This window comes from Streptococcus sp. CF8_St5-11 (genome assembly GCF_024295625.1).
Classification (GTDB): Bacteria; Bacillota; Bacilli; order Lactobacillales; family Streptococcaceae; genus Streptococcus.
Map to the genome: position 1 here is coordinate 188,303 of NZ_JANCOJ010000002.1, position 22,832 is coordinate 211,134.

Annotated in this window: 18 protein-coding genes and 1 pseudogene; 17 read left to right on the forward strand and 2 right to left on the reverse strand. The window is 39.8% G+C overall.

The genetic code is table 11. The features are described from left to right. Positions 1–79: 79 nt before the first annotated feature. The 4 genes from argF (at position 80) to NMM13_RS04700 (ending at position 5,114) form a co-directional block, all read left to right on the forward strand. Positions 80–1,096 (forward strand): ornithine carbamoyltransferase, encoded by a 1,017-nt coding sequence (gene argF / locus NMM13_RS04685; RefSeq protein WP_003006350.1) that lies wholly within the window; start codon positions 80–82, stop codon positions 1,094–1,096. A gap of 85 nt (positions 1,097–1,181) precedes the next feature. Further along, on the forward strand, positions 1,182–2,126 hold the full coding sequence (gene arcC, locus NMM13_RS04690) for a carbamate kinase (RefSeq protein ID WP_049490504.1): 945 nt from the start codon (positions 1,182–1,184) through the stop codon (positions 2,124–2,126). A 124-nt stretch (positions 2,127–2,250) separates the two neighbouring features. Then, positions 2,251–3,762, forward strand: coding sequence for a YfcC family protein (locus NMM13_RS04695; RefSeq protein ID WP_254727837.1), 1,512 nt, complete (start codon positions 2,251–2,253; stop codon positions 3,760–3,762). Positions 3,763–3,779: 17 nt separating this feature from the next. Then, positions 3,780–5,114: a dipeptidase gene (locus NMM13_RS04700; protein WP_254727835.1), complete on the forward strand. Its 1,335-nt coding sequence runs from the start codon at positions 3,780–3,782 to the stop codon at positions 5,112–5,114. A gap of 29 nt (positions 5,115–5,143) precedes the next feature. Here NMM13_RS04700 and NMM13_RS04705 read toward each other — a convergent pair whose 3' ends face one another. Next, entirely contained in the window at positions 5,144–5,614 is a 471-nt protein-coding gene (locus tag NMM13_RS04705; RefSeq protein ID WP_003006364.1) for an arginine repressor, read from the reverse strand. A gap of 11 nt (positions 5,615–5,625) precedes the next feature. Continuing rightward, positions 5,626–6,654 carry a tRNA preQ1(34) S-adenosylmethionine ribosyltransferase-isomerase QueA gene (gene queA, locus NMM13_RS04710; protein WP_003006367.1) on the reverse strand — a complete coding sequence of 343 codons (1,029 nt, stop codon included), beginning with the start codon at positions 6,652–6,654 and terminating at the stop codon, positions 5,626–5,628. Between the two features lie 306 nt (positions 6,655–6,960). Here queA and NMM13_RS04715 point away from each other — a divergent pair, with 306 nt between their 5' ends. From NMM13_RS04715 to NMM13_RS04775, 13 genes and pseudogenes are all read left to right on the forward strand, one after another. Next, entirely contained in the window at positions 6,961–7,668 is a 708-nt protein-coding gene (locus tag NMM13_RS04715) for a glucosamine-6-phosphate deaminase (protein WP_195311302.1), read from the forward strand. A 188-nt stretch (positions 7,669–7,856) separates the two neighbouring features. Next, entirely contained in the window at positions 7,857–9,203 is a 1,347-nt protein-coding gene (locus tag NMM13_RS04720; RefSeq protein WP_254727833.1) for a DUF1958 domain-containing protein, read from the forward strand. A gap of 70 nt (positions 9,204–9,273) precedes the next feature. Then, entirely contained in the window at positions 9,274–10,446 is a 1,173-nt protein-coding gene (locus NMM13_RS04725; RefSeq protein WP_254727831.1) for an MFS transporter, read from the forward strand. Positions 10,447–10,613: 167 nt separating this feature from the next. Continuing rightward, a complete protein-coding gene (locus tag NMM13_RS04730) occupies positions 10,614–11,195 on the forward strand; it encodes a lipoprotein (protein ID WP_254727829.1) in 582 nt (193 codons plus the stop codon). 74 nt (positions 11,196–11,269) lie between these two features. Next, positions 11,270–12,220, forward strand: a complete 951-nt coding sequence (locus tag NMM13_RS04735) for a competence protein CoiA (protein ID WP_254727826.1) — start codon at positions 11,270–11,272, stop codon at positions 12,218–12,220. 72 nt (positions 12,221–12,292) lie between these two features. Then, entirely contained in the window at positions 12,293–14,095 is a 1,803-nt protein-coding gene (pepF, locus tag NMM13_RS04740) for an oligoendopeptidase F (RefSeq protein ID WP_254727824.1), read from the forward strand. A gap of 1 nt (position 14,096) precedes the next feature. Continuing rightward, positions 14,097–14,816 carry an O-methyltransferase gene (locus NMM13_RS04745; protein ID WP_118228360.1) on the forward strand — a complete coding sequence of 240 codons (720 nt, stop codon included), beginning with the start codon at positions 14,097–14,099 and terminating at the stop codon, positions 14,814–14,816. Positions 14,817–14,888: 72 nt separating this feature from the next. Continuing rightward, complete coding sequence (gene prsA / locus NMM13_RS04750; RefSeq protein WP_254727822.1) at positions 14,889–15,830, forward strand: peptidylprolyl isomerase PrsA; 942 nt, start codon at positions 14,889–14,891, stop codon at positions 15,828–15,830. Next, a pseudogene (locus NMM13_RS04755) lies at positions 15,829–15,954 on the forward strand (spermidine/putrescine ABC transporter substrate-binding protein); the annotation flags it as partial. The gene prsA and the pseudogene NMM13_RS04755, both read left to right, overlap by 2 nt. A gap of 243 nt (positions 15,955–16,197) precedes the next feature. Continuing rightward, complete coding sequence (locus NMM13_RS04760; protein WP_254727820.1) at positions 16,198–18,966, forward strand: DNA methyltransferase; 2,769 nt, start codon at positions 16,198–16,200, stop codon at positions 18,964–18,966. Beyond that, positions 18,963–20,888, forward strand: coding sequence for a DEAD/DEAH box helicase (locus NMM13_RS04765; protein WP_151191479.1), 1,926 nt, complete (start codon positions 18,963–18,965; stop codon positions 20,886–20,888). The genes NMM13_RS04760 and NMM13_RS04765 overlap by 4 nt, the downstream gene beginning before the upstream one ends. After that, positions 20,881–22,035 (forward strand): GIY-YIG nuclease family protein, encoded by a 1,155-nt coding sequence (locus NMM13_RS04770; protein ID WP_151191480.1) that lies wholly within the window; start codon positions 20,881–20,883, stop codon positions 22,033–22,035. The genes NMM13_RS04765 and NMM13_RS04770 overlap by 8 nt, the downstream gene beginning before the upstream one ends. Before the next feature lie 288 nt (positions 22,036–22,323). Then, entirely contained in the window at positions 22,324–22,809 is a 486-nt protein-coding gene (locus NMM13_RS04775; RefSeq protein ID WP_223141211.1) for an LURP-one-related/scramblase family protein, read from the forward strand. The last annotated feature ends 23 nt before the right edge of the window (positions 22,810–22,832 follow it).

Consider the following 22,832-nt stretch of genomic DNA (forward strand, 5'->3'; position numbering starts at 1 on the left):
AAGACCGGGAGCTGGTCTTTGGGGATCAGCTCTTCCTTCTTACTGATCAATACTAGAAAGAAAATAGGAGACAAATAGAATGACAAATTCAGTGTTCCAAGGACGTAGCTTCTTGGCAGAAAAAGACTTTACACGTGCAGAGTTAGAATACCTTATCGGACTTTCAGCTCACTTGAAAGACCTTAAAAAACGCAACATTGAACACCACTATCTTGCTGGTAAAAACATTGCGCTTTTGTTTGAAAAAACTTCAACTCGTACTCGTGCTGCCTTCACAACAGCAGCTATCGACCTTGGTGCTCACCCAGAATATCTAGGTGCAAACGACATCCAACTTGGTAAAAAAGAATCTACAGAAGATACTGCTAAAGTTCTTGGACGTATGTTTGACGGTATTGAATTCCGTGGTTTCAGCCAACGTATGGTTGAAGAATTGGCTGAATTCTCAGGTGTTCCAGTATGGAATGGTTTGACTGACGAATGGCACCCAACTCAAATGCTTGCAGACTACTTGACAGTTCAAGAAAACTTTGGACGCCTTGAAGGTTTGACACTTGTATACTGTGGTGATGGACGTAACAACGTTGCGAACAGCCTTCTTGTAACAGGTGCTATCCTTGGTGTGAACGTACACATCTTCTCACCAAAAGAACTCTTCCCAGAAAAAGAAATCGTTGAATTGGCAGAAGGATTTGCAAAAGAAAGTGGCGCTCATATCTTGATCACTGAAGATGCTGACGAAGCAGTGAAAGGTGCAGACGTACTTTACACTGACGTTTGGGTATCAATGGGTGAAGAAGATAAATTTGCAGAACGTGTTGCCCTTTTGAAACCTTACCAAGTAAACATGGATTTGATTAAGAAAGCTGATAACGAAGACTTGATCTTCTTGCACTGCTTGCCAGCCTTCCACGATACAAATACTGTTTACGGTAAAGATGTTGCTGAAAAATTCGGCGTAGAAGAAATGGAAGTTACTGACGAAGTGTTCCGCAGCAAATATGCTCGTCACTTTGACCAAGCTGAAAACCGTATGCACACCATCAAAGCGGTTATGGCAGCTACTCTTGGTAACTTGTACATTCCAAAAGTTTAAGACTTTATAACCGTATACCAACAGCTATAGGGGCTGGACTGCTAGCTTTAGTCCTGCCCCTATTTTTTATAGAAAGGGAAAACTTATGTCAAGAAAAATCGTCGTTGCTTTGGGAGGAAATGCTATTCTCTCATCTGATCCTTCTGCTCAAGCTCAACAAGAAGCACTTGTAGAAACAGCAAAACACTTAGTCAAATTAATCAAAAATGGGGATGACTTGATCATCACTCACGGAAATGGTCCTCAAGTAGGGAACCTCTTGCTCCAACACTTGGCAGCAAACTCTGAAAAGAACCCTGCTTTCCCACTTGATTCATTAGTTGCTATGACCGAAGGAAGTATTGGCTACTGGCTTCAAAATGCTCTTCAAAATGCTCTTCATGAAGAAGGAATCGAAAAAGACGTGGCTTCTGTTGTGACACAAGTCGTTGTTGATAAGAACGACCCCGCTTTTGTCAACCTCAGCAAACCAATCGGTCCATTCTACTCAGAAGAAGAAGCAAAAGCAGAAGCTGAAAAAACAGGAGCAACTTTCAAAGAAGATGCAGGTCGTGGCTGGCGTAAAGTCGTTGCTTCACCAAAACCAGTGGATATCAAAGAAATCAATACCATCCGTACTTTGTTGAACGATGGTCAAGTCGTTGTGGCAGCCGGTGGTGGCGGTATCCCAGTTGTGAAAGAAGCAGATGGTAGCCTATCTGGTGTTGAAGCTGTCATCGATAAAGACTTCGCCTCTCAACGTTTGGCTGAATTAGTAGAAGCAGACCTCTTCATCGTTTTGACTGGTGTCGATTATGTCTTTGTGAACTATAACAAACCAGACCAAGCAAAATTGGAACATGTGAATGTGGCTCAATTGGAAGAATACATCAAACAAGACCAATTTGCACCAGGAAGCATGCTTCCTAAGGTGGAAGCTGCCATTGCCTTTGTAAATGGTCGCCCAGAAGGAAAAGCAGTTATTACATCACTTGAAAACCTTGGAGCTTTGATTGAGTCTGAAAGTGGAACAATCATCCAAAAAGACTAATGAAAAATTAGGAAAAAACTAGTATTTTAAAGCTTATTGTGATAGAATAAGTCTATAGGTAAGCGTTTTACAAGAGACTCTTGTAAAACATCACTCACACTTTGTTGCGTTAGGAGGAAGACAAATGAGTGAAAAAACGAAAAAAGGATTTAAGATGCCTTCATCTTTTTCCGTATTGTTGATCATCATTGCCATTATGGCAGTGTTAACTTGGATCATTCCAGCTGGTCAATACAAAGTTGACGATGCAGGTGCTATCATTGCAGGTAGTTATGAATCTGTAAAAGCACATCCTCAAGGGATTTGGGATATCTTGATGGCTCCAATCAATGCGATGCTTGGTAAAGCACCAACCAGTGCAGCGATTGACGTAGCCTTCTTCATCTTGATGGTCGGTGGTTTCCTTGGAGTTGTGAACGAAACAGGTACCCTTGATGTAGGGATTGCTTCTATCGTTCGTAAATACAAAGGCCGCGAAAAAATGTTGATTTTGATCTTGATGCCATTGTTTGCCCTTGGTGGTACAACTTATGGTATGGGTGAAGAAACCATGGCCTTCTATCCACTTCTTGTACCTGTTATGATGTCCGTTGGTTTTGACAGCTTGACAGGGGTAGCCATTATCCTTTTAGGATCACAAATCGGATGTTTGGCGTCAACATTGAACCCATTTGCGACAGTTATCGCATCTGATACTGCAGGTATCTCAAGTGCTTCAGGTCTCTTACTTCGTGTGATCTTCTGGATCGTATTGACAGGACTTAGCACATACTATGTATACCGTTATGCAGATAAGGTTCAAAAAGACCCAACCAAATCTCTCACCTATGCAACTCGTGAAGAAGATTTGAAACACTTCAATGTTGATAGTGGCGAAGAAATTCCTTCACAAATGAACAAGAAACAAAAACGTGTCTTGGTCGTCTTCATCTCAACATTCGTTATCATGGTTGCTGGATTTATCCCATTCAAAGATTTGGGTATTACATTCTTTAACAACTTTAACGAATCTCTCCATAAAATTCCAGTACTTGGTCAATTGATCGGTAACACAGATGCTCTTGGTACATGGTACTTCCCACAAACAGCTATGCTCTTTGCCTTCATGGGAATCCTCGTTGGTATCATTTATGGCTTGAAAGAAGATAAAATCATTTCATCTTTCATGAATGGTGCAGCTGACCTCTTGAGTGTTGCTCTTATCGTAGCGGTAGCACGTGGTATCCAAGTCATCATGAACGACGGTATGATCACTGCGACAATTCTTCACTGGGGTGAAGAAGGACTGAAAGGTCTTTCATCTCAATTGTTCATCGTCTTGACTTACATTTTCTACTTGCCAATGTCATTCTTGATCCCATCATCATCTGGTCTTGCCAGTGCAACAATGGGTATCATGGCACCTCTTGGTAAATTCGTCAATGTACCAGGTAGCTTGATTGTCACAGCTTACCAATCTGCATCTGGTGTCTTGAACTTGATCGCACCAACTTCAGGTATCGTAATGGGAGCTCTTGCTCTTGGACGTGTTGACTTGAGTGCATGGTGGAAATTCATGGGTAAATTGGTCGTAGCGATTGTTGTGATCACCATTGCCCTTCTTCTACTAGGAACTGTGGTTCCATTCTTGCAATAGAATAAAGTAGGTGTTTCATGAAAAATAGAATAAAGAACGATGTAAAAGAGCAGTATTTAAACTCGCTTCAAACCATCATTTCTTACTCCTCAGTATTAAACGAAGGGGAAAATGGAACACCGTTTGGACAAGCTATCCAAGATGTCCTAGAAAAAACCTTAGAGCTTGCTCGAGAATTAGGTTTTCAAACATATATAGATCCTGAAGGATACTATGGATATGCAGAGATCGGTCAGGGGGAAGAACTCCTGGCCGTTCTTTGTCACTTGGATGTTGTTCCAGCCGGTGATTTACAAGATTGGCAAACGCCACCTTTTGAAGCGACTATTGTCGGTGATTATTTAGTAGGTCGTGGTGTGCAGGATGATAAGGGGCCGTCCCTCGCTGCCCTCTATGCAGTTAAGAGTTTGTTAGATGATGGCATCCAGTTTACCAAACGAATCCGCTTTATCTTTGGGACGGATGAAGAAACCTTGTGGCGCTGTATGAACCGCTACAACCAAATCGAAGAGCAAGCAGATCTTGGATTTGCACCGGATTCTTCTTTCCCATTAACCTATGCTGAAAAAGGCTTATTACAAGTGAAATTGCATGGTCCAGGTTGGGATGATCTTCCCTTACAGGCTGGTCAGGCCCTCAATGTTGTTCCAGACAAGGCGACCTATGCTGGTCATCGTTTGGAAGAGTTGCTTCCTGTTTTGGATCAAAGTGGGGTTCAGTATAGCCAAACAGAAGATTCTGTAACTGTTTTGGGTGTTTCCAAGCACTCTAAAGATGCAGCTGAAGGAGTGAATGCTATTGTCGGTTTAGCGGAAAGTTTATCCCTCATCCAACCCCATCCAGCTTTGCTCTTTATCGCAGATGCAGTTGGTGAGGATGCAACTGGTGAGGCTCTATTTGGCCCTATTTCAGATGAACCAAGTGGCGATCTTTCCTTTAATCTTGCGACCCTTGTGATCGATCAAGAACAATCGGAAATCGGTATTGATATCCGGATCCCCGTCTTAGCAGATAAGGATGCCTTGGTAGCACGTTTGCAAGAAATTGCAGCTAGCTATCAGTTGGAATATGAAGAGTTTGATTATCTGGCTCCTTTATATGTTCCTTTGGATAGTCCTTTAGTCAGCTCTTTGATGGCCGTCTATCAGGAAGAAACTGGTGATAAGACACCAGCTATGTCTTCTGGTGGTGCGACATTTGCGCGGACCATGGAAAATTGTGTTGCCTTTGGGGCTCTTTTCCCAGGTGCAGAACAGACCGAGCACCAAGCCAATGAACGTGCAAAAATTGACGATCTATACGCTGCGATGGAAATCTATCGAGAAGCCATTCAACGCTTAGCCACAACATAAAAAGTTTGGAAACTTGGTTTCCAAACTTTTTATTTACTAAAGAAGAAGGGGGGCGTGAATTCTTTTAATTTTTCAAAGCAATCCAAAGCTCCTTGGTTGTCTTCGCAGATAACCAAACAGACATCGTCTCCACAGATGGTGGCTACAATTTCTTGGAGTTCCAATGCATCTAAGATAGCTCCAAAGGATTGGGCAAGACCTGGAAGAGTTTTTACAACGACCTGGTTTTGAACCGGCCGCAACATGACTAAGGCATCTTCCATATACATCCGCAGGCGCTTTTCCCAACGGGAAGGAGCAATCGTATTCATGGCATAGTAGGAACTATCCCCCTCGTTAATTTTTACTAGATTCAAGGATTTGACATCCCGTGAAAGGGTGGACTGGGTAACGAGAACGCCATTGGCTTCTAAGGCTTCTTGGAGTTCTTGTTGGGTATGAATCCTACGCTCAGAAATGATCGAGCGGATCAAGCGGTGGCGGCTTTCAATTTTATTCATGAGAGACTCCTTTACTTGATGAACATGGCATCCCCAAAGCTGAAGAAACGGTAGCGTTCTTGAATCGCATGGTGGTATGCTTCGAGGGTTAATTCACGGCCAGCAAAGGCAGAAACCAACATGACCAGAGTTGATTTTGGAAGGTGGAAGTTAGTTGAAAAGGCATCGACGACTTTCCATTCGTAACCTGGTTTGATAAAGATATTGGTCCAGCCGGAATCGGCTTGGATATCACCATCAAATTTGTTTCCAATCGTTTCAAGAGTTCGAATAGAAGTCGTTCCGACGGCTACGATGCGTTTCCCTGCAGCTTTTACCTGACGAAGGGTAGCAGCAGCCTCTTCAGAAAGTTGGTAGAATTCAGAGTGCATCTCATGGTCTTCAAGATTGTCCACAGATACTGGACGGAAGGTTCCTAGGCCCACATGAAGGGTCAAATAGACCAGGTGAACCCCTTTTGCTTCAATCTTTTGGAGCAATTCTTGGGTGAAATGAAGACCTGCCGTTGGAGCTGCAGCAGAACCATTTTCTTTGGCGTAAACGGTTTGGTAGCGCTCGCGGTCAGCAAGTTTTTCGTGAATATAGGGAGGAAGTGGCATTTCACCAAGGCTTTCCAAGACTTCTAAAAAGATCCCTTGATAGTGGAAGCGAACGATGCGGCCTCCGTGCTCCAATTCTTCCTCAACGGTTGCGGTCAAACGACCATCTCCGAAGCTGACTGTGGCCCCTACCTTTAAGCGTTTTGCAGGTTTTGCCAAGACTTCCCAACAGTCATCTTGAGTATTTTTAAGGAGAAGGAATTCGACGTGACCACCTGTTTCTGGTTTGACTCCATGAAGACGGGCAGGCAGCACGCGCGTATTGTTCATGACAAGAGCATCTCCTGGCTCCAATTCATCCAAAATGGCATCAAAATGACGGTCTTGGAATTGCCCTGTTTTTCGATCGAGGATCAAGAGTTTAGAGGCATCTCGTTTTTCAAGAGGGGTTTGGGCAATCAGTTCTTCAGGCAAATCAAAGTCAAAATCGTTGGTATTCATTTGCGCTCCTTTTATAATAAATTTGTGAGTAGATAGATGGCAGTCCCGACAGCTAAGAGCATCAGGCAGATTCCCATCAAAAAGATCAGGACCTTGAGAATCTTTCTCTGATGAATCAAGAAAGATAGGAGAAAGACAAGGAGTCCGATCAAAAAAATGATGAATAATAGTGATACAATCATACCTTTCATTATATCACGAATCGACTTGAAAATGAAAAAAATGCCAGAAAAGATAGCGGTTTCACTTGACAAAAATTGGTCTATACCATATAATAAAAGCATAGAGAAATAGGAGGTCTATCCAATGAACATTATTGAAGTAAAGGACCAAATTGAGGGTGGAAAAGTTGCCTTTGATATATTGAAAGAAACTTTAAAGGAAGGTGCTCAAACCTTAGGTCTTGCGACTGGAAGCAGTCCCCTTGAGTTTTATAAACAAATTCGTGAAAGTGATTTGGATCTGTCTAATCTAATCAGTGTGAACTTAGATGAATACGTAGGGTTGACGGGAGATGATCCTCAATCTTATCGGTATTTCATGGAGAAAAACCTCTTTGATGCCAAACCATTCAAAGAAAGTTATCTCCCATCAGGTGTAGAAGAATCTGCCGATCAAGAAGTGATCCGTTATAACAAAATACTCGAAGACCATCCAGTGGACCTTCAAATCTTGGGAATCGGACGCAATGGGCATATCGGTTTTAATGAGCCAGGGACATCCTTTAATAGTCAGACCCACTTAGTTCAGTTGGATGACTCTACCATTGAGGCCAATTCTCGTTTCTTTGATAAGATCGAAGACGTACCAACTCAAGCTATTTCTATGGGGATTGCCAATATCTTAGCTGCGAAATCAATTGTCTTGTTTGCTTATGGGGAATCAAAAGCCCAAGCAATCAAAGGTACAGTAGAGGGTGAAAGGACAGAAAAAGTGCCAGCTAGTGCCCTTCAAGGACATCCAAATGTGACCATTATTGCGGATAAGGAAGCCTTGAGCTTGTTAAGTCGATAAAAAACAGGACCTATCGCCGATTTATTCGGGCCAGATAGGTTTTTTTCTGCTTCAAAATATGGTACAATACAAGTAATTATCTGCTGTGATTAGCTCTTTTCATCTACTGGGAGACAAGAGGAAAGGGCATGAGGGCTAGAAGCTTATTTTAGCCTCCAGCTGATTAGTCTGTTATAAAGGAAAAGTTTATGATAAAAAAATATTTGATCCATATTTGCCTCCTTCTGAGTCTCTTATGCCAGCCAATTCTAGCGAGTGCGGATGAATTGGTGGATATGGCGCAAAAGATGTATCCAAATGACAATGTCCAAGCCATTAACCGTCCACATTCTTCGCTTATTATTGACGGAAATACGGGAAATGTTCTTTGGAAGGACAATATCGATGAAGTCAGAGATCCGGCCAGCATGAGTAAGCTCATGACGCTCTATCTCTTGTTTGAAGATATGTCAAATGGCAAGATTAGTAAGGATACAGTGATCAAGGCGACCGCTTCAGACCAAGCGATCGGAAAGATCTATGAGATCTCCAACAATAATATTGTTGCTGGAGTAGACTACACCATTCCTGAGTTGATTACCATGACAGTGGTTCCATCCTCAAATGTATCGACCCTCATGTTGGCCAATCTTATGTCCAACAATGATCCAGATGCCTTTATCGAGCGCATGAATGCCAAGGCTAAGGAATTAGGGATGACTAATACGGTCTGGAATAACCCGAGCGGGGCGGCTATCTCCACTTTGCAAGGCTACTATCAGGTAAACAATTATCCAAATGATGCGGCCAACCAGACAACTGCGCGTGATTTAGGGATTCTGGTCTATCATTTTATCAATCAATACCCAGATATTTTAAACTATACCAATCAAGCACAAGTCACGGTCAAAAAAGGGACTCCGTATGAGGAAACCTTTGATACCTACAATTATTCATTGCCAGGAGCCAAGTATGCTTTGAAAGGTGTGGATGGTTTAAAAACTGGATCAAGTCCTCGTGGAGCTTTCAACTATATCGCGACCATCAAACGGGGCAATCAGCGCTTAATTGCTGTCATTATGGGCGTAGGAGATTGGGCAGACCAAGATGGAGAATATTACCGCCATCCGTTTGGCAATGCCTTGATCGAAAAAGCCTATAAAGATTTTGGCTATAAAAAATTGTTAGACGCGGGTGTCCAGCAGATTGACGGCAAGACCTATACACTCGAAAAACCCTTCTATGCAACGGTTAAAAAAGGTGCTAAAGAACCGACCCTTGCGGTAAAAGATGGCTATCTGACAGTAGATAATGATCTCTACACGTTGTCTGAAGGTATCCGAGATGATATGAAGGTGGAAGAAGGAGCCAAGCCAGAGCTTGTCAAAGAAACAGCAAGTGGGAAAAAGACAACGGCTAAGCACAGTAAATGGCTTTTGCTGGATCACTTCCTGATCTTGATTCCAATTCTTATTCTTATCATCATTCTCTCGATTGAAAAACAGAGTCGTGAGAGACGCAAAAAAGATGCTCAAAAGCGCTATAATAAAGAATAAAATAAAACCTAACTGATTGTCAGTTGGGTTTTGTCATTGTCCCATTCCGATATTTTTAGAAAGGATTTATATGAAAAAATTCCGAAATTCTTATGCAGCGTATATGCTACTCTATAGTTTTTATTTTATGTCCACATCTCTCTTTACGACCCTCATTTCCGTCTATTTGATGGGAAAGCACTATAGTGCAACTCAAGTGTCGACCTTGGTATCGGTTGCCTTTTTCTTATCCATGGTAGCCCAACCCTTCTTTGGGTATATCAATGAGCGATTTGGAATCGTAAAAATGACGACCCTCAGTCTGAGTGTGATCATTGGTGGTGTCTTCGGTTTTCTTTGGGCCCCCAATCTCTTTTGGCTGACCGTTTTTTATGGAATTGTTCTAGTCTGTTTGAATGGGACAGCTCCCATGATGGAAGTATTTGCAACGCAAAGTCCATACGCTTTTGGGAAGATTCGCGTTTGGGGAACCATTGGCTACTCGGTCGGTGTTCAAATAGCCGGCTGGGTCTATCATCAGTTTAGCCCCCAAGCTGTCTATTATACGGTTTTGATCACTATTGTACTCAGCATTTTCTGTCTAAGTGCCGTTCGGATGAAGACAAGAGAGAAAAAAGAAGAAAAGGTTAAAGAGCCAGTCTCTATTCGTCCTCTTCTTCACAATGGACCTTATCTCTTCTTTATCATTTTGATTGGCTTGGCTTCGGGGGTTGGAAATATTGGTCATACCTATATTCCTGAGTTGCTCATGGATAGTGGTCTACCAGTCCATATTGCCTCTACGGTTGTAGCTATCTCAGTCGTAGTGGAAGCTCCCTTGATCTTTTTCTCTGATCGATTCATGGACCACTGGCCTTTACGGGTTTTGATCGCTCTTCCAATCGGGATTATTTTTGCTCAATATGTTGTCTACGCTCTTCCAAGTCCTGTCTTCTTAAAAGTGCTTTTGACTCTTTTAGCCAAGCATACAACAGGGATGGTGTTGATTATGGTCTCCTTACGGTTTATCGCCCAACAGGTGAATGGCAAAGACTTGGTTCTTGCCATGGCCATTGTTCAAGGAGCTCGTTATTTAGGAACCATTATTTTACAACCTCTCGCAGCCCTCTGTATTGAAAGAGGCGGTTACCAAGTCATGAGTTTCTTTTTAGCAGGGGTTGTAGGGATCGTCTTTTTGCTGAGCTTTGCCTTAAAAATGCCCCAAGGGAAGGCTCACGGCCTTTTTGGTGGCAAAGTAGACTAATGAAATTGTTACAATTGTATGACTAATCATCGAGGAGTTGGACAGAAACATTGATTTCACAGTGTTTTGTCCAACTTTTTTGCTATTATTAAGAACTAGTGATTAATTTGACAGTCAAAGTATTCGATGATAGAATGAGGTAAAATAAATATAAAGGAGACCATTTTATGAAAAAAATGATCTTATCGACAGCTGCTCTTTTGACGATTGTTTCCCTAGCTGCTTGTTCAAACAAACAAGACACAAAGAAGGAAACTTCAAACAGTCAATCAACGACTAAAGTGACGAGCAAATCTGCCAACACTTCAAAAAGTAAGGATACTTCAACAGATTCAGAAGATACGTCATCTTCTAGCCTCTTAACAGATGCTGAAATCAACAAGGCTAAAACAGTTGGAGACTTCAAAAAGTTGTTTGCAAAATTAATGGATCAATCTGTTTCTATTACTGAAGAAGCAGGGACTTCTGTGACAGGTTCTGCAAAAGAACAATACGATGCAACGATTAGTGCCTTGAAGCAAGAATTGGAAAACCAAAAAGACATCTTTAATGAAGGCTTGGAAAGCATCGGTTCAGATAGTACTGTCGTTCCTAAAGAAGACCGTGAAGCTCTGATCGAAAGCTTGAAAGATGCTCGAGAAGAGTTGGAAAGTACTCGTAAAGAGATGAAAGATATGCAGAAAGAATTGAGTAAATCTCCTGTTGCTGATGATTCTAGTGACGATTCAGACTCAGATTCTGAAGAATAAATAGAAGAAAAGGTTGGAATTTCCAGCCTTTTTCTTATTTTTTTTTCGAATGATATAGATGAGGAGGTGGGGAAATGTTTATTGCCATGGATAACAATCAAAAGCGGTGGAACTGTATGGAAGAGATCCCAGCTGTGACAGAAGGTCCCTTCTATTGCTTGGCTTGTCATAGTCCAGTGCGTCTAAAAAATGGCTCGGTTCTACGGGCTCATTTTGCTCATGTAAAATTACAGCATTGTCCCTACCATCACGAAGCTGAGAGTTTTGAACATTTGGAATTGAAAGCCAGTCTTTATGACTGGGCCTCCAAGGAAACTAGAACAGAAGTCGAAAGTTATTTAGCAGATTTTCAACAAATTGCCGATCTTTTGGTGGTAGACAAGAACTTAGCTTTAGAAGTGCAGTGCAGCCCCCTGTCTTTAGAACGCTTGAAGGAGAGAAGCGATGCGTATCGATCCCATGGTTACCAGGTCTATTGGTTACTTGGTGAAAAGTTGTGGCTCAAGGAAAGGTTAACAAAATTGCAGGCTGGCTTTCTTTATTTTAGTCAGAATCGCGGGTTCCATCTTTGGGAATTGGATCTGACAAAGAAAGAGCTACGCTTGCAATACCTCATCCATGAGGATTTACGAGGGCGATTGCATTATCAAACAGAAATTTTCCCTTTTGGTCAAAGGTCTTTACTGGAAGTTTTACGGACCCCTTATCTTTCGCAACCCATGCAGCAAATGGCAGTCGAGCTTGATCGTACATTTTTAACCTATATACAGCAGCAACTCTTTTATCGTCATCCAAAGTGGCTGAAGCTTCAGGAAGAACTCTATTTGCAGGGAAACCATCTGATGGAACTGGGGCTGGATTTCTTTTATCCTCTTTGTCGTCCGATCCTTTCACAGAACTTGCTTCAAATTGAAGAGGATGTAGAAGATTACTACCAGCAGTTTATGACCTATTATCAGTCGCAAGGGATCCAACCTGTTCAGATCCTCTATCCCCCACGTTTTTATGCTCAACAGAAAAGCTAACTTTCTAAGATAGAAATCCTCCCGAAATGTTCATTTTTATGCTAAAATAGTACCATTGGAGGATTAATCGAAATGGTAAAACAACGTAATGAAATTGATGAAAAATACCAATGGGATTTGTCGACAATTTTTGCGACAGATCAAGCTTGGGAAGAAGAAGCAGCTAGCTTAGCTGCAGATATTAAAGCAGCAAGCCACTATGCTGGTCATTTGTTGGATTCGGCGCAAACACTGTTGGATACAACCAATGCATATTTGGAATTGAGCCGTCGCTTAGAAAAGGTCTACGTCTATGCTCATATGAAAAATGACCAAGACACACGAGTGGCTAAATACCAAGAGTACCAATCAAAAGGGATGTCTCTTTATAGCTTGTTGGGTGAAACCTTTGCCTTCTATGAGCCTGAATTCATGGCCATTACGGATGAGCAGTACAAGGCCTTTGTGAGTGAAGTTTCAGCCTTGGAACAATATGGTCATTATTTTGATCGTTTGCTAGAGAAAAAAGAACATGTCTTGTCTCAAAAAGAAGAGGAATTACTTGCAGGAGCTGGTGAGATCTTTGCGGCTGGTGGTGAAACCTTTGAAATCTTGGACAATGCAGATATTGTTTTCCCAACTGTACATGATGACAAGGGCGAAGAGGTTCAATTAACCCATGGAAACTATATTTCTTTGGTAGAGTCAAAAGATCGTGCCGTTCGTAAAGAAGCTTATGAAGGTCTCTACAAGGTCTATGAACAGTACCAACATACCTATGCAAAAACCTTGCAAACCAATGTAAAAGTTCACAACTTCAATGCCAAAGTTCGCAAATTCTCATCTGCCCGTGAAGCAGCCCTTTCTGATAACTTTGTACCAGAAAGTGTTTATGATAGCTTGGTAGCAGCTGTGAACAAACACTTGCCACTCTTGCAACGTTATGTGCAATTGCGCTCAAGAATTCTAGGAATCTCAGACTTGAAGATGTACGATATGTATACGCCATTATCCGATACAGACTACAAGTTTACTTATGAAGAATCATTGGCCAAAGCAGAAGAAGTCTTGGCTGTTTTGGGTGAGGATTATCTTTCTCGTGTGAAACGTGCCTTTAGCGAACGGTGGATCGACGTGCATGTCAACCAAGGAAAACGCTCAGGTGCCTATTCAGGTGGTTCTTATGATACCAATGCCTTTATGTTGTTGAACTGGCAAGATACATTGGATAACCTCTTCACCTTGGTACATGAAACTGGTCACAGTATGCATTCTAGCTATACCCGTGAAACCCAGCCGTATGTCTATGGAGATTACTCTATTTTCCTTGCTGAAATTGCCTCTACAACCAATGAAAATATCTTGACAGAACGTGTCCTAGAAGAAGTAGAAGACGATGCAACTCGTTTTGCTATTTTGAATCACTTCTTGGATGGCTTCCGTGGAACCGTCTTCCGTCAAACTCAGTTTGCCGAATTTGAGCATGCTATCCATAAAGCAGACCAAGAAGGTACCGTTTTGACTAGTGAATTCTTGAACAACCTCTATGCAGAACTCAATGAGAAATACTACGGTCTTTCAAAAGAAGACAACCCTGAAATCCAATATGAATGGGCTCGGATTCCTCACTTCTACTATAACTACTACGTTTTCCAATATTCAACAGGTTTTGCAGCAGCTTCAGCCTTAGCTGAAAAGATTGTTCATGGAACACAAGAAGATCGTGATAAATATATCGACTACTTGAAGGCTGGAAATTCTGATTATCCACTCAACGTCATCCGCAAAGCAGGTGTGGATATGGAAAAAGAAGACTACTTGGACGCTGCCTTTGCGGTCTTCGAACGTCGTTTGAATGAATTTGAAGCCCTAGTAGAAAAATTAGGACTCGCATAAGATGGTAGAGTCTTATAGTAAAAATGCCAACCACAATATGCGCCGGCCAGTGGTTAAAGATGAGATCGTTGACTTTATGCGCACGCGTCAAAAACCGGTAGCAGGTGCCTTGGAGGAGTTAGAAGCATTCGCCCGCAAGGAAAATATTCCGATTATTCCGCATGAAACGGTAGCTTACTTTAGACTACTCCTGCAAGCCCTACAACCAAAGAAAATCCTGGAAATTGGGACAGCAATTGGATTTTCAGCGCTCTTAATGGCTGAAAATGCTCCCGATGCACAAATTACCACTATTGATCGGAATGAAGAGATGATTGGCTTTGCTAAGGAAAATCTGGCTAAATACGATCAGAGAAAGCAAATCACCTTGCTTGAAGGAGATGCGGTAGATGTCTTGCAGGATTTAACAGAGACCTATGACTTTGTCTTTATGGACTCTGCTAAGTCTAAGTACATCGTCTTTTTACCACGGATTCTCGAACTCTTAGAAGTTGGGGGAGTCGTGGTATTGGATGATATTTTCCAAGGAGGAGATGTTGCTAAGGACATCATGGAAGTGCGTCGTGGGCAACGAACCATTTACCGGGGGCTTCAGAACCTCTTTAACGCGACTCTCAACCATCCAGATTTGACCGCTAGTTTGGTGCCACTTGGAGATGGTATTTTGATGATTCGGAAAAATGCAGAGACGGTAACCTTGCCAGATCCTAGCTCTTTTTAGGTAAATTTAAGGTATTCTCTCTAATTTGTGGTAAAATAGAAGAAGTTTAAAAAGGAACGGAGAATAATTTTCATGAAGAAAAAACTTGTAGCGGGTGCTGTGACCTTGCTATCAGTCGTAACACTAGCAGCGTGTGCCAATGGCACAAACAAAGATATCGTGACCATGAAAGGGGACACGATTACAGTTTCTGATTTCTATAATGAAATCAAAACCAACCAAGGTGCTCAACAAGTTCTTTTCCAAATGACCATCAATAAAGTCTTTGAAAAAGAATATGGATCAAAAGTTTCTGATAAAGAAGTCGATAAAGAATTGGCTAAACAAAAGAAACAATTAGGCAAGCAATTCGATGCATACTTGGCGCAACAAGGCTTGACGGAAGAAACAGCGAAGAAACAAATCCGTAGCAATATGTTGTTGGAATATGCAGTCAACCAAGCTGCTAAGAAAGATATCAAAGAGTCTGACTACAAGGCAGCTTTTGAATCTTACACACCAGAAGTAACAGCACAAATTATCAAGTTGGATTCAGAAGACAAAGCAAAAGAAGTGTTGGAAGCAGCTAAAGCGGAAGGTGCAGATTTTGCCCAAATCGCCAAAGACAATTCGACAGATACTGCTACAAAAGACAAAGGTGGCGAAGTCAAGTTCGATTCAGGAACAGCAGATATCCCATCTCAAGTCAAAGAAGCAGCCTTTAAGTTGGATGAGAACGGCATTTCAGATGTGATCACAGTTTCAGCAGGTCAAAACTATTCTGCTAGCTACTATATTGTCAAATTGAATAAGAAGACAGAAAAAGGTTCTGACTGGAAGAAATACGAAAAACGTTTGAAAGAGATCATTGTTGATGGTCGTAAGCAAGATACCAACTACATCCGTAGCATTATTGCAAAAGCGATGACCAATGCCAATATCAAGGTCAAAGATGATGCTTTCAAATCAACATTTAACCAATATTTGCAAAATATCGGTGTTCAAACGAGCGATAGCAGTTCATCATCTAAATAAGGATAATTCCTTCTATCCAGACGCAGACACTATGAAGTATCTAGAGGTTCTTGAGAAATTTACCTATAAATGGACAGGAATCAACGGTGACTATTTCCAACAGTTTAAGATGTACCGGAACTAGAGACACATAAAAAGAAACGAATCAGTAAATGCTGGTTCGTTTTTTTGAAAAAAAAGAAATCATGGTATAATAATTTTAAGTTGAGATTGTTAATATTATTTTTAGCATCTCTGAAATTAAAAGCCGAGGACGTCAAAATGAACCAGAATACGCATATATATATACAGATAAAAAAATATAAAAATTATAGATGTAATCCTACTGTAAATCCCTTAGGCTTTTTGCGTCTCTTGGAGGTGTCGAATGGCTAAGAAGTTATTAAATATTACTGAGATTGAGGATAGAACAAAGGTTCTAGTAGAAAATCTTAATGAATCGATATTTATTGTTGATTTTGTTTCATTGTTTGATATTACAAAAACGACCATAACAAGAGCAAGTAAAACCGCTTCTAATGATTTTATAATAAAAAACAAATTGTATTTTCGTAAAGTTGAAAGCCAACCTTTGCTTGCGTTAACCGAGATTGATAAAGAGACGTCGGGACAGGCTCGTAAACCTCGATTTATTATTACAACAGATTTTCAAGAATTATATGCAAAAGATACACAGACAGAGTTAACATTAGCAATTACTTTTGATGATTTACCAGCCTATTGTGATTTCTTCTTGCCTTGGAATGGTATTGAAAAGATTGATTATGAGAAGGAAAATCCTGCCGATGTAAAAGCGGCAGAACGTTTTACCAAACTTTATGATGAGCTAATTTCTATCAATCCTGAACTAGCAATCATTGAAACGGATGGTAAATCATTTAATCTATTTTTGATTCGTGTTCTTTTTCTATTATTTGCAGAAGATACAAATATTATCTCTAAGGGAGCTTTCACAAATGTTATTAAGATGAGAACATCCGAAGATGGTTCTGACTTGAATGAGTGTATTAGAAAGCTATTTACTGTTTTAGATATGCCTGACTTTAATCGTCAGGATTTAGAGTCGTGGTTATCAGATTTTCCCTATGTAAATGGTAAGCTTTTTTCGGAGCCACATAATGACCTTATTTTTAATAAAAAAACTCGTCAATTACTCATTGAAGCAGGGGAATTGCTAAACTGGAATGAAATCAATCCAGATATTTTGGGCTCAATGATTCAAACGGTGGCAAATGCAGAAGCAAGATCAACATCGGGTATGCACTATACTAGCGTGCCCAATATTATGAAGGTCATTAAACCACTGTTTTTAGATAATTTACGAGCAGCATTTACGGAATTAGAAGAACGAGCTGACTACTATATAGGAGGTGGTGACTTTAGCGAGGACCATCGTCGCAAGGAATTGCGACAACTCTTACCCAAGCTAGATGATTTGCTTACTCGTATGGCATCTATCAAATTTTTAGACCCTGCCTGTGGTTCTGGAAATTTCCTCATCATTACCTATAAAGAGCTTCGTCGTTTAGAGATTAATATCTTAGTCAAACAGCGAGAAATTCGTGAAGCCTTAAATGAAAAAGCTGTTTATCAAGGAGAATTGATTGCTGATGCCTCTAAGATTTCTCTATCCCAGTTTTCAGGAATTGAATTGGATGATTTCGCTCATGAAGTAGCAAGGCTATCCTTGTATATAGCGGAACACCAGATGAATGTGGAGATGGAAGAAGCACTTGCTGATGTCCATCCAAGACTACTCCCCTTAAGAGAAGCTGGAAATATCGTTTGTGGGAATGCCTTAAGAATTGACTGGGAAACTGTTTTGAATGCTAAGGCAGATGACGAAGTTTATATATTTGGGAATCCGCCGTATATAGGTACTAAAGGAAGAAATCATCAAAATGACGAACAAAAAGATGATTTAGCTTATTCAATTTATCCTGTAGAATCTAGAATTCTTGATTACATATTCGGTTGGTTCTACAAAGCGAGTAAATTTATTAAAGGCAAAAATTCAAAGTATGCATTTGTGTCTACTAATTCATTGTTTCAAGGTGAACAAGCTCCTCTATTTCAAAACCATATTTTAGATAACTTAGAAATTAGTTTTGCATATCCTTCGTTTAAGTGGAGTAATAGTGCTAAAAAGAATGCAGGTGTAATAGTTTCTATTGTCGGAATACAAAATATAAGTTCTGAAAAGAAATTATTGTTTGAAAAAGACAATACGATGCTAGTGGAAAATATTAGTGCATTCTTAAAAAATGGAGAAACTGTTGTTGTTTCAAAAAGACGAAATCCTAGTGAAGCATTACCATATGAAATGACTATTGGAAGTGCAGAGTACGGAGAAAATAATTTAATACTGACACAAAATGAGAAGGATGAAATTTTAAATAGATTCCCTAACTCAAGAAAGTTTATTAGAAGATGTTTGAACGCAACTTCATATATGAATGATAAGAAAATGTATGCTTTATGGATAGAGAATCAACAAAGCTCTGAAGCTTTATCAATTCTACCAATAAAAAATCGTATTGAAAAAGTTAGAGAATTTAGAGAAGTTAGTAAAAGAGAAGGGACTCGAAAGGCTCGAGAAATTCCATGGGCATTTGCGGAAAAACGCTTTGTCCAAGCTGAAAGTATCGTATTACCTGTTGTTAATTCTCAGGATAGGATATATTTACCTGTAAGCTATTTAGAGGAAGGTATAGTTGCTACTAATGCATTGTGTATTGTATATAATGCACCGATATGGCTAATAGGGATTATTTCATCAAAGATGCATATAGAATGGCTAAAAGAAGTTGGTGGTAGATTAAAAAATGATTACCGATACGCTCCTGGACTAGTCTATAATACATTCCCAATTCCAGAACTTTCAGATGCTCGAAAAAATATGCTTGAAGAAGCTGTTTTTGAAATGCTGGATGTTCGAGAAGAAGAAGGTGGAACATTGGCTGAGTTGTACGGTGGTGCCAATAAACCAATGAATGACCGTCTTCGTCAAGCACATGAAAAAATTGATGGTATCGTAGAACGTGCCTACCAGCAAAAGCCTTTCGAATCAGATGAAGAACGACTCAGTGTTTTATTGAAACTGTATAAAGAAATGGCAGAAAAGGAAGCGAAATGACCTCAAATATATTTGAAATTAATTATAATGGTACAGGTGCTAGTCAATCAAATAATGCACTTGGTATGCGTGAAATGCAGGCGCGCGTATATGCTAAGAGGACTTCTCAACACTTACTGATTAAGGCGCCTCCTGCCTCTGGTAAGTCAAGAGCTCTGATGTTTATTGCTCTTGATAAACTACATGCTCAAGGCCTGAAAAAAGCTATTATAGCTGTTCCAGAAAGATCTATCGGAAAATCGTTTCGTTCAACTAAATTGACAGAATATGGTTTTTACTGGGATTGGGAAGTATTTCCAAAAAATAATTTGACTGACCAAGGGACCAGTAAAAGTAAGGTGAAGCAGTTTGTAGACTTTGTGCATTCAGAGTCACTTGATGATAGAGTTCTAATCTGTACGCATGCCACCCTGCGTTTTGCCTTTGAACAGCTAGCTGATAGCGATTTTAATGACGTTCTTTTAGCTATTGATGAATTTCATCATGTATCTCAAGATGATAATTCAGTTTTAGGAAATGCCTTGAGAAACATATTAGCCAATTCAACGGCTCATGTAGTAGCTATGACTGGTTCTTACTTTCGTGGAGATTCTGTACCAATTTTGGCACCTGAAGATGAGCAAAAATTTGATAAGGTATCCTATACTTATTATGAACAATTGGAGGGATATCAATATCTGAAAAGTTTTGCCATGGGTTATAAATTTTATCGTGGTCGTTATACGGATGCTTTGCACGAAGTACTTGATACAAGTAAGAAAACCATTATTCATATTCCCAATGTTAATTCAGGTGAGTCAACTAAGGATAAGTATGATGAAGTTGACCGAATTTTAGACGAATTAGGGCAAGCAGTCCCAGATCCTAAGACTGGATTATGGTTGGTAACTGAGGAAACAGGTCGTGTATTGAAGGTTGCAGACCTTGTCACAGAAGAAGGTCGTGAAAAAGTCCAGGATTACCTAAACAAGATGACTAGTTTAGATGATCTCGATATCATTATTGCACTTGGTATGGCTAAAGAAGGTTTTGACTGGCCTTATGCTGAGTATGCTTTAACGATTGGTTATCGTCAGTCTCTAACGGAAATTGTTCAGATTATAGGTCGAATAACACGCGATTGTTCTAATAAGACACATGCCCAATTTACTAACCTCATTGCTCAACCAGATGCTCAAGATGATGAAGTTTTCTTTGCTGTAAATAATGTTATGAAGGCTATTACAGCTAGTTTATTAATGGAATCTGTTTTAGCACCAAATTTCAAGTTCAAGCGCAAAGACCGAGAAGATCAGAAATTTTCTGGTGCAGAAATCTTTGTGAAAGGTTTAAAAGACCCTAGTACACAAAGAACAAAGGGGATCATAGAAAATGATATGAATGATTTACGTGCTAGCATACTTCAAGAGCCTCGTATTCAAACTGCGATTGCTGCAGGTACAGATGCAGACGTGATTAATAAGCAGATGATTCCGGCAATCATTAAACAAATTTATCCTGACTTAAGTGGTGAGGAAGTTGAAGAGGTTCGTCAACAATTTATTACCCAATCTGTAGTCCAATCAGCTGAACGGAAAGTGGGAGTAGGACAAACGGATTTTCTAAAAATGGCAGATAAATTTGTGAATATTGATGAATTATCTATTGATTTGATTGATAGTGTCAATCCTTTCCAAAGAGCATATGAAGTTATTTCACGCGAAATCGATGCTCCAACTTTGAGACTGATTCAAGATTATATGGATGGTAAAAAAATGGAGTTTTCTGAAGAAGAGCTTTTGATTCTTTATCCTCAAATTAAGCAATTTCATAGAGAAAATAATCGCTATCCTGATAAATCAAGTAATGATATGTACGAACAGAGACTTGCTTATGCATTGCTCCAGTTAGCTCGGATGAAGAGGGAGAGTGATAATGACTGATTTTAAAAATTTAGAAGATATTTTTAATGATTCTGATTTTGAAAAATTAGTATCTCCTTTAAAACCTAAGGAAAAAAAAGTTGCGGACCGTGAAGTTGAAAAATTTATAGAAATTGTTGATTGGGTGAGAGAAAATAATGGGCATGAACCGCAAAAGTCCAGAGATATTAAAGAACGTAGTTTGTATTCACGATTGTACGGTATTAGAAAATCTCCTGATAGTATCCGAAAATTAGAACCTTATGATGAATTTGGACTACTAAAAATAGATGTAGTTGAGTCTGATACTCCTATTTCAAGTCCTACTAGTTTAAAAGAAATTTTATCAGATGAATTGTTTGAGTCAGTGAATAGTGCTGAAAAATCTTTATTTGATGTTTCACGTTATAAACGAACGATTCAAGCGCGTGATAAAACACGAACACGTAAACGTATGGGCAATTTTGAAGATTATCAAGGATTATTTACTCGTGTTCATGATGAAATTAGTGAAGGTTGTCGTCAAGTCAGAAAGTCTGATGTGATAAAAGAAAAAGAAATTAAACCTGGTATGTTCTATGTGGATAATGGAGTAATGGTTTATGTTGTTTCTAAGGGGGAATACTTCATTGATAAGAACGGATACACTAATGCTGAACTTCATCTCGTATATGAAAATGGTACGGAGAATAAGAATGCTTTACTTCGTTCGTTTGTATCTAATTTGCATGATAGAACGAGACATGGACGAATGGTAACTGAGTTGATAGAAGATGTGATGGGTGGTGTTAGTCCGAGTGAACGAATAACAACCGGATATATTTATGTAGTGAAATCCTTGAGTACTAATCCTCAAATTGCTGGTATTAGTAACCTTTATAAAATTGGATTTACACAAGAAAAAATTGAAAAACGCTTAGCAAATGCAGAAAAAGAAGGGACCTATCTTTATGCTCCTGTACATTTAGTAGCTAGTTTTGAGGTTCAGAATTTTAGCGCTAGAAAACTAGAAACTACTCTTCATCATTATTTTTCAGATAAACAATTAGAGGTGGAACTAACCGCACCAAATGGAGAGAATTTTGTTCCGAAAGAATGGTTCCTTGTATCACTTGATGAAATTCAGGAAGCAATTTATAAAATTGGACTTGAAATTAGTGTCCGATAAAGTATGGACCTTATTATAGTTTTATATTTTTCGGTTGACTCAAACTCAAAAAAAAAGTATAATAGGAATGTTGAGAATTGATTTTCAGTTATCTTAGTTCAGAGAAATGGCGGTGCTGCGAGCCATCTAAGCTAGGAAGTCATGCTACTCGGCTGAGACAATTGCATACAAAATGAAGAATGACAAGTTCATTGAATGAAGGTGGTACCGCGGTTTTTCGCCCTTCGTTTAGTGGCTTGTCTTTTGTTTGTGAATCGTTCTCTGAAGCTTTTCAAAGGAGATCAAAAGATGAGAACCTATCAAGTGAAACAAAAATTTCGATTGGGTGGCGAGCGGTTCGATATCAAAGATGAGTTGGGAAATGTCCAATACCAGGTTGAGGGCTCCTTTCTTAAGGTTCCCAAGACCTTTACCATCTATGATCAAAATGGAGAAAAAGTCAGCCTTATCACCAAAAAAACAATCAGCCTACTTCCAAAATTTGTGGTTGAGTTGATGAATGGGGATCGCTTTTATATCCATAAAAAGCTGACGCTCTTTAGGGACAAATACGATATCGAAGATTTGGGGCTTCGGGTGCAGGGAAATATCTGGGACCTGGAATTCAAATTGTTCGATGATCGGGATCAAATCGTCGCTGAGATTAGCAAAGAACTCTTTCATCTAACCTCTACCTATCAAGTATCGGTGTATGAGGATGAATACGCTGATTTAGTCATCTCACTGTGTGTCGCCATCGATTATGTCGAAATGTTAGAAGCAGGCGCCAACTAATCTTATAAAAATTAGGAGAAAAA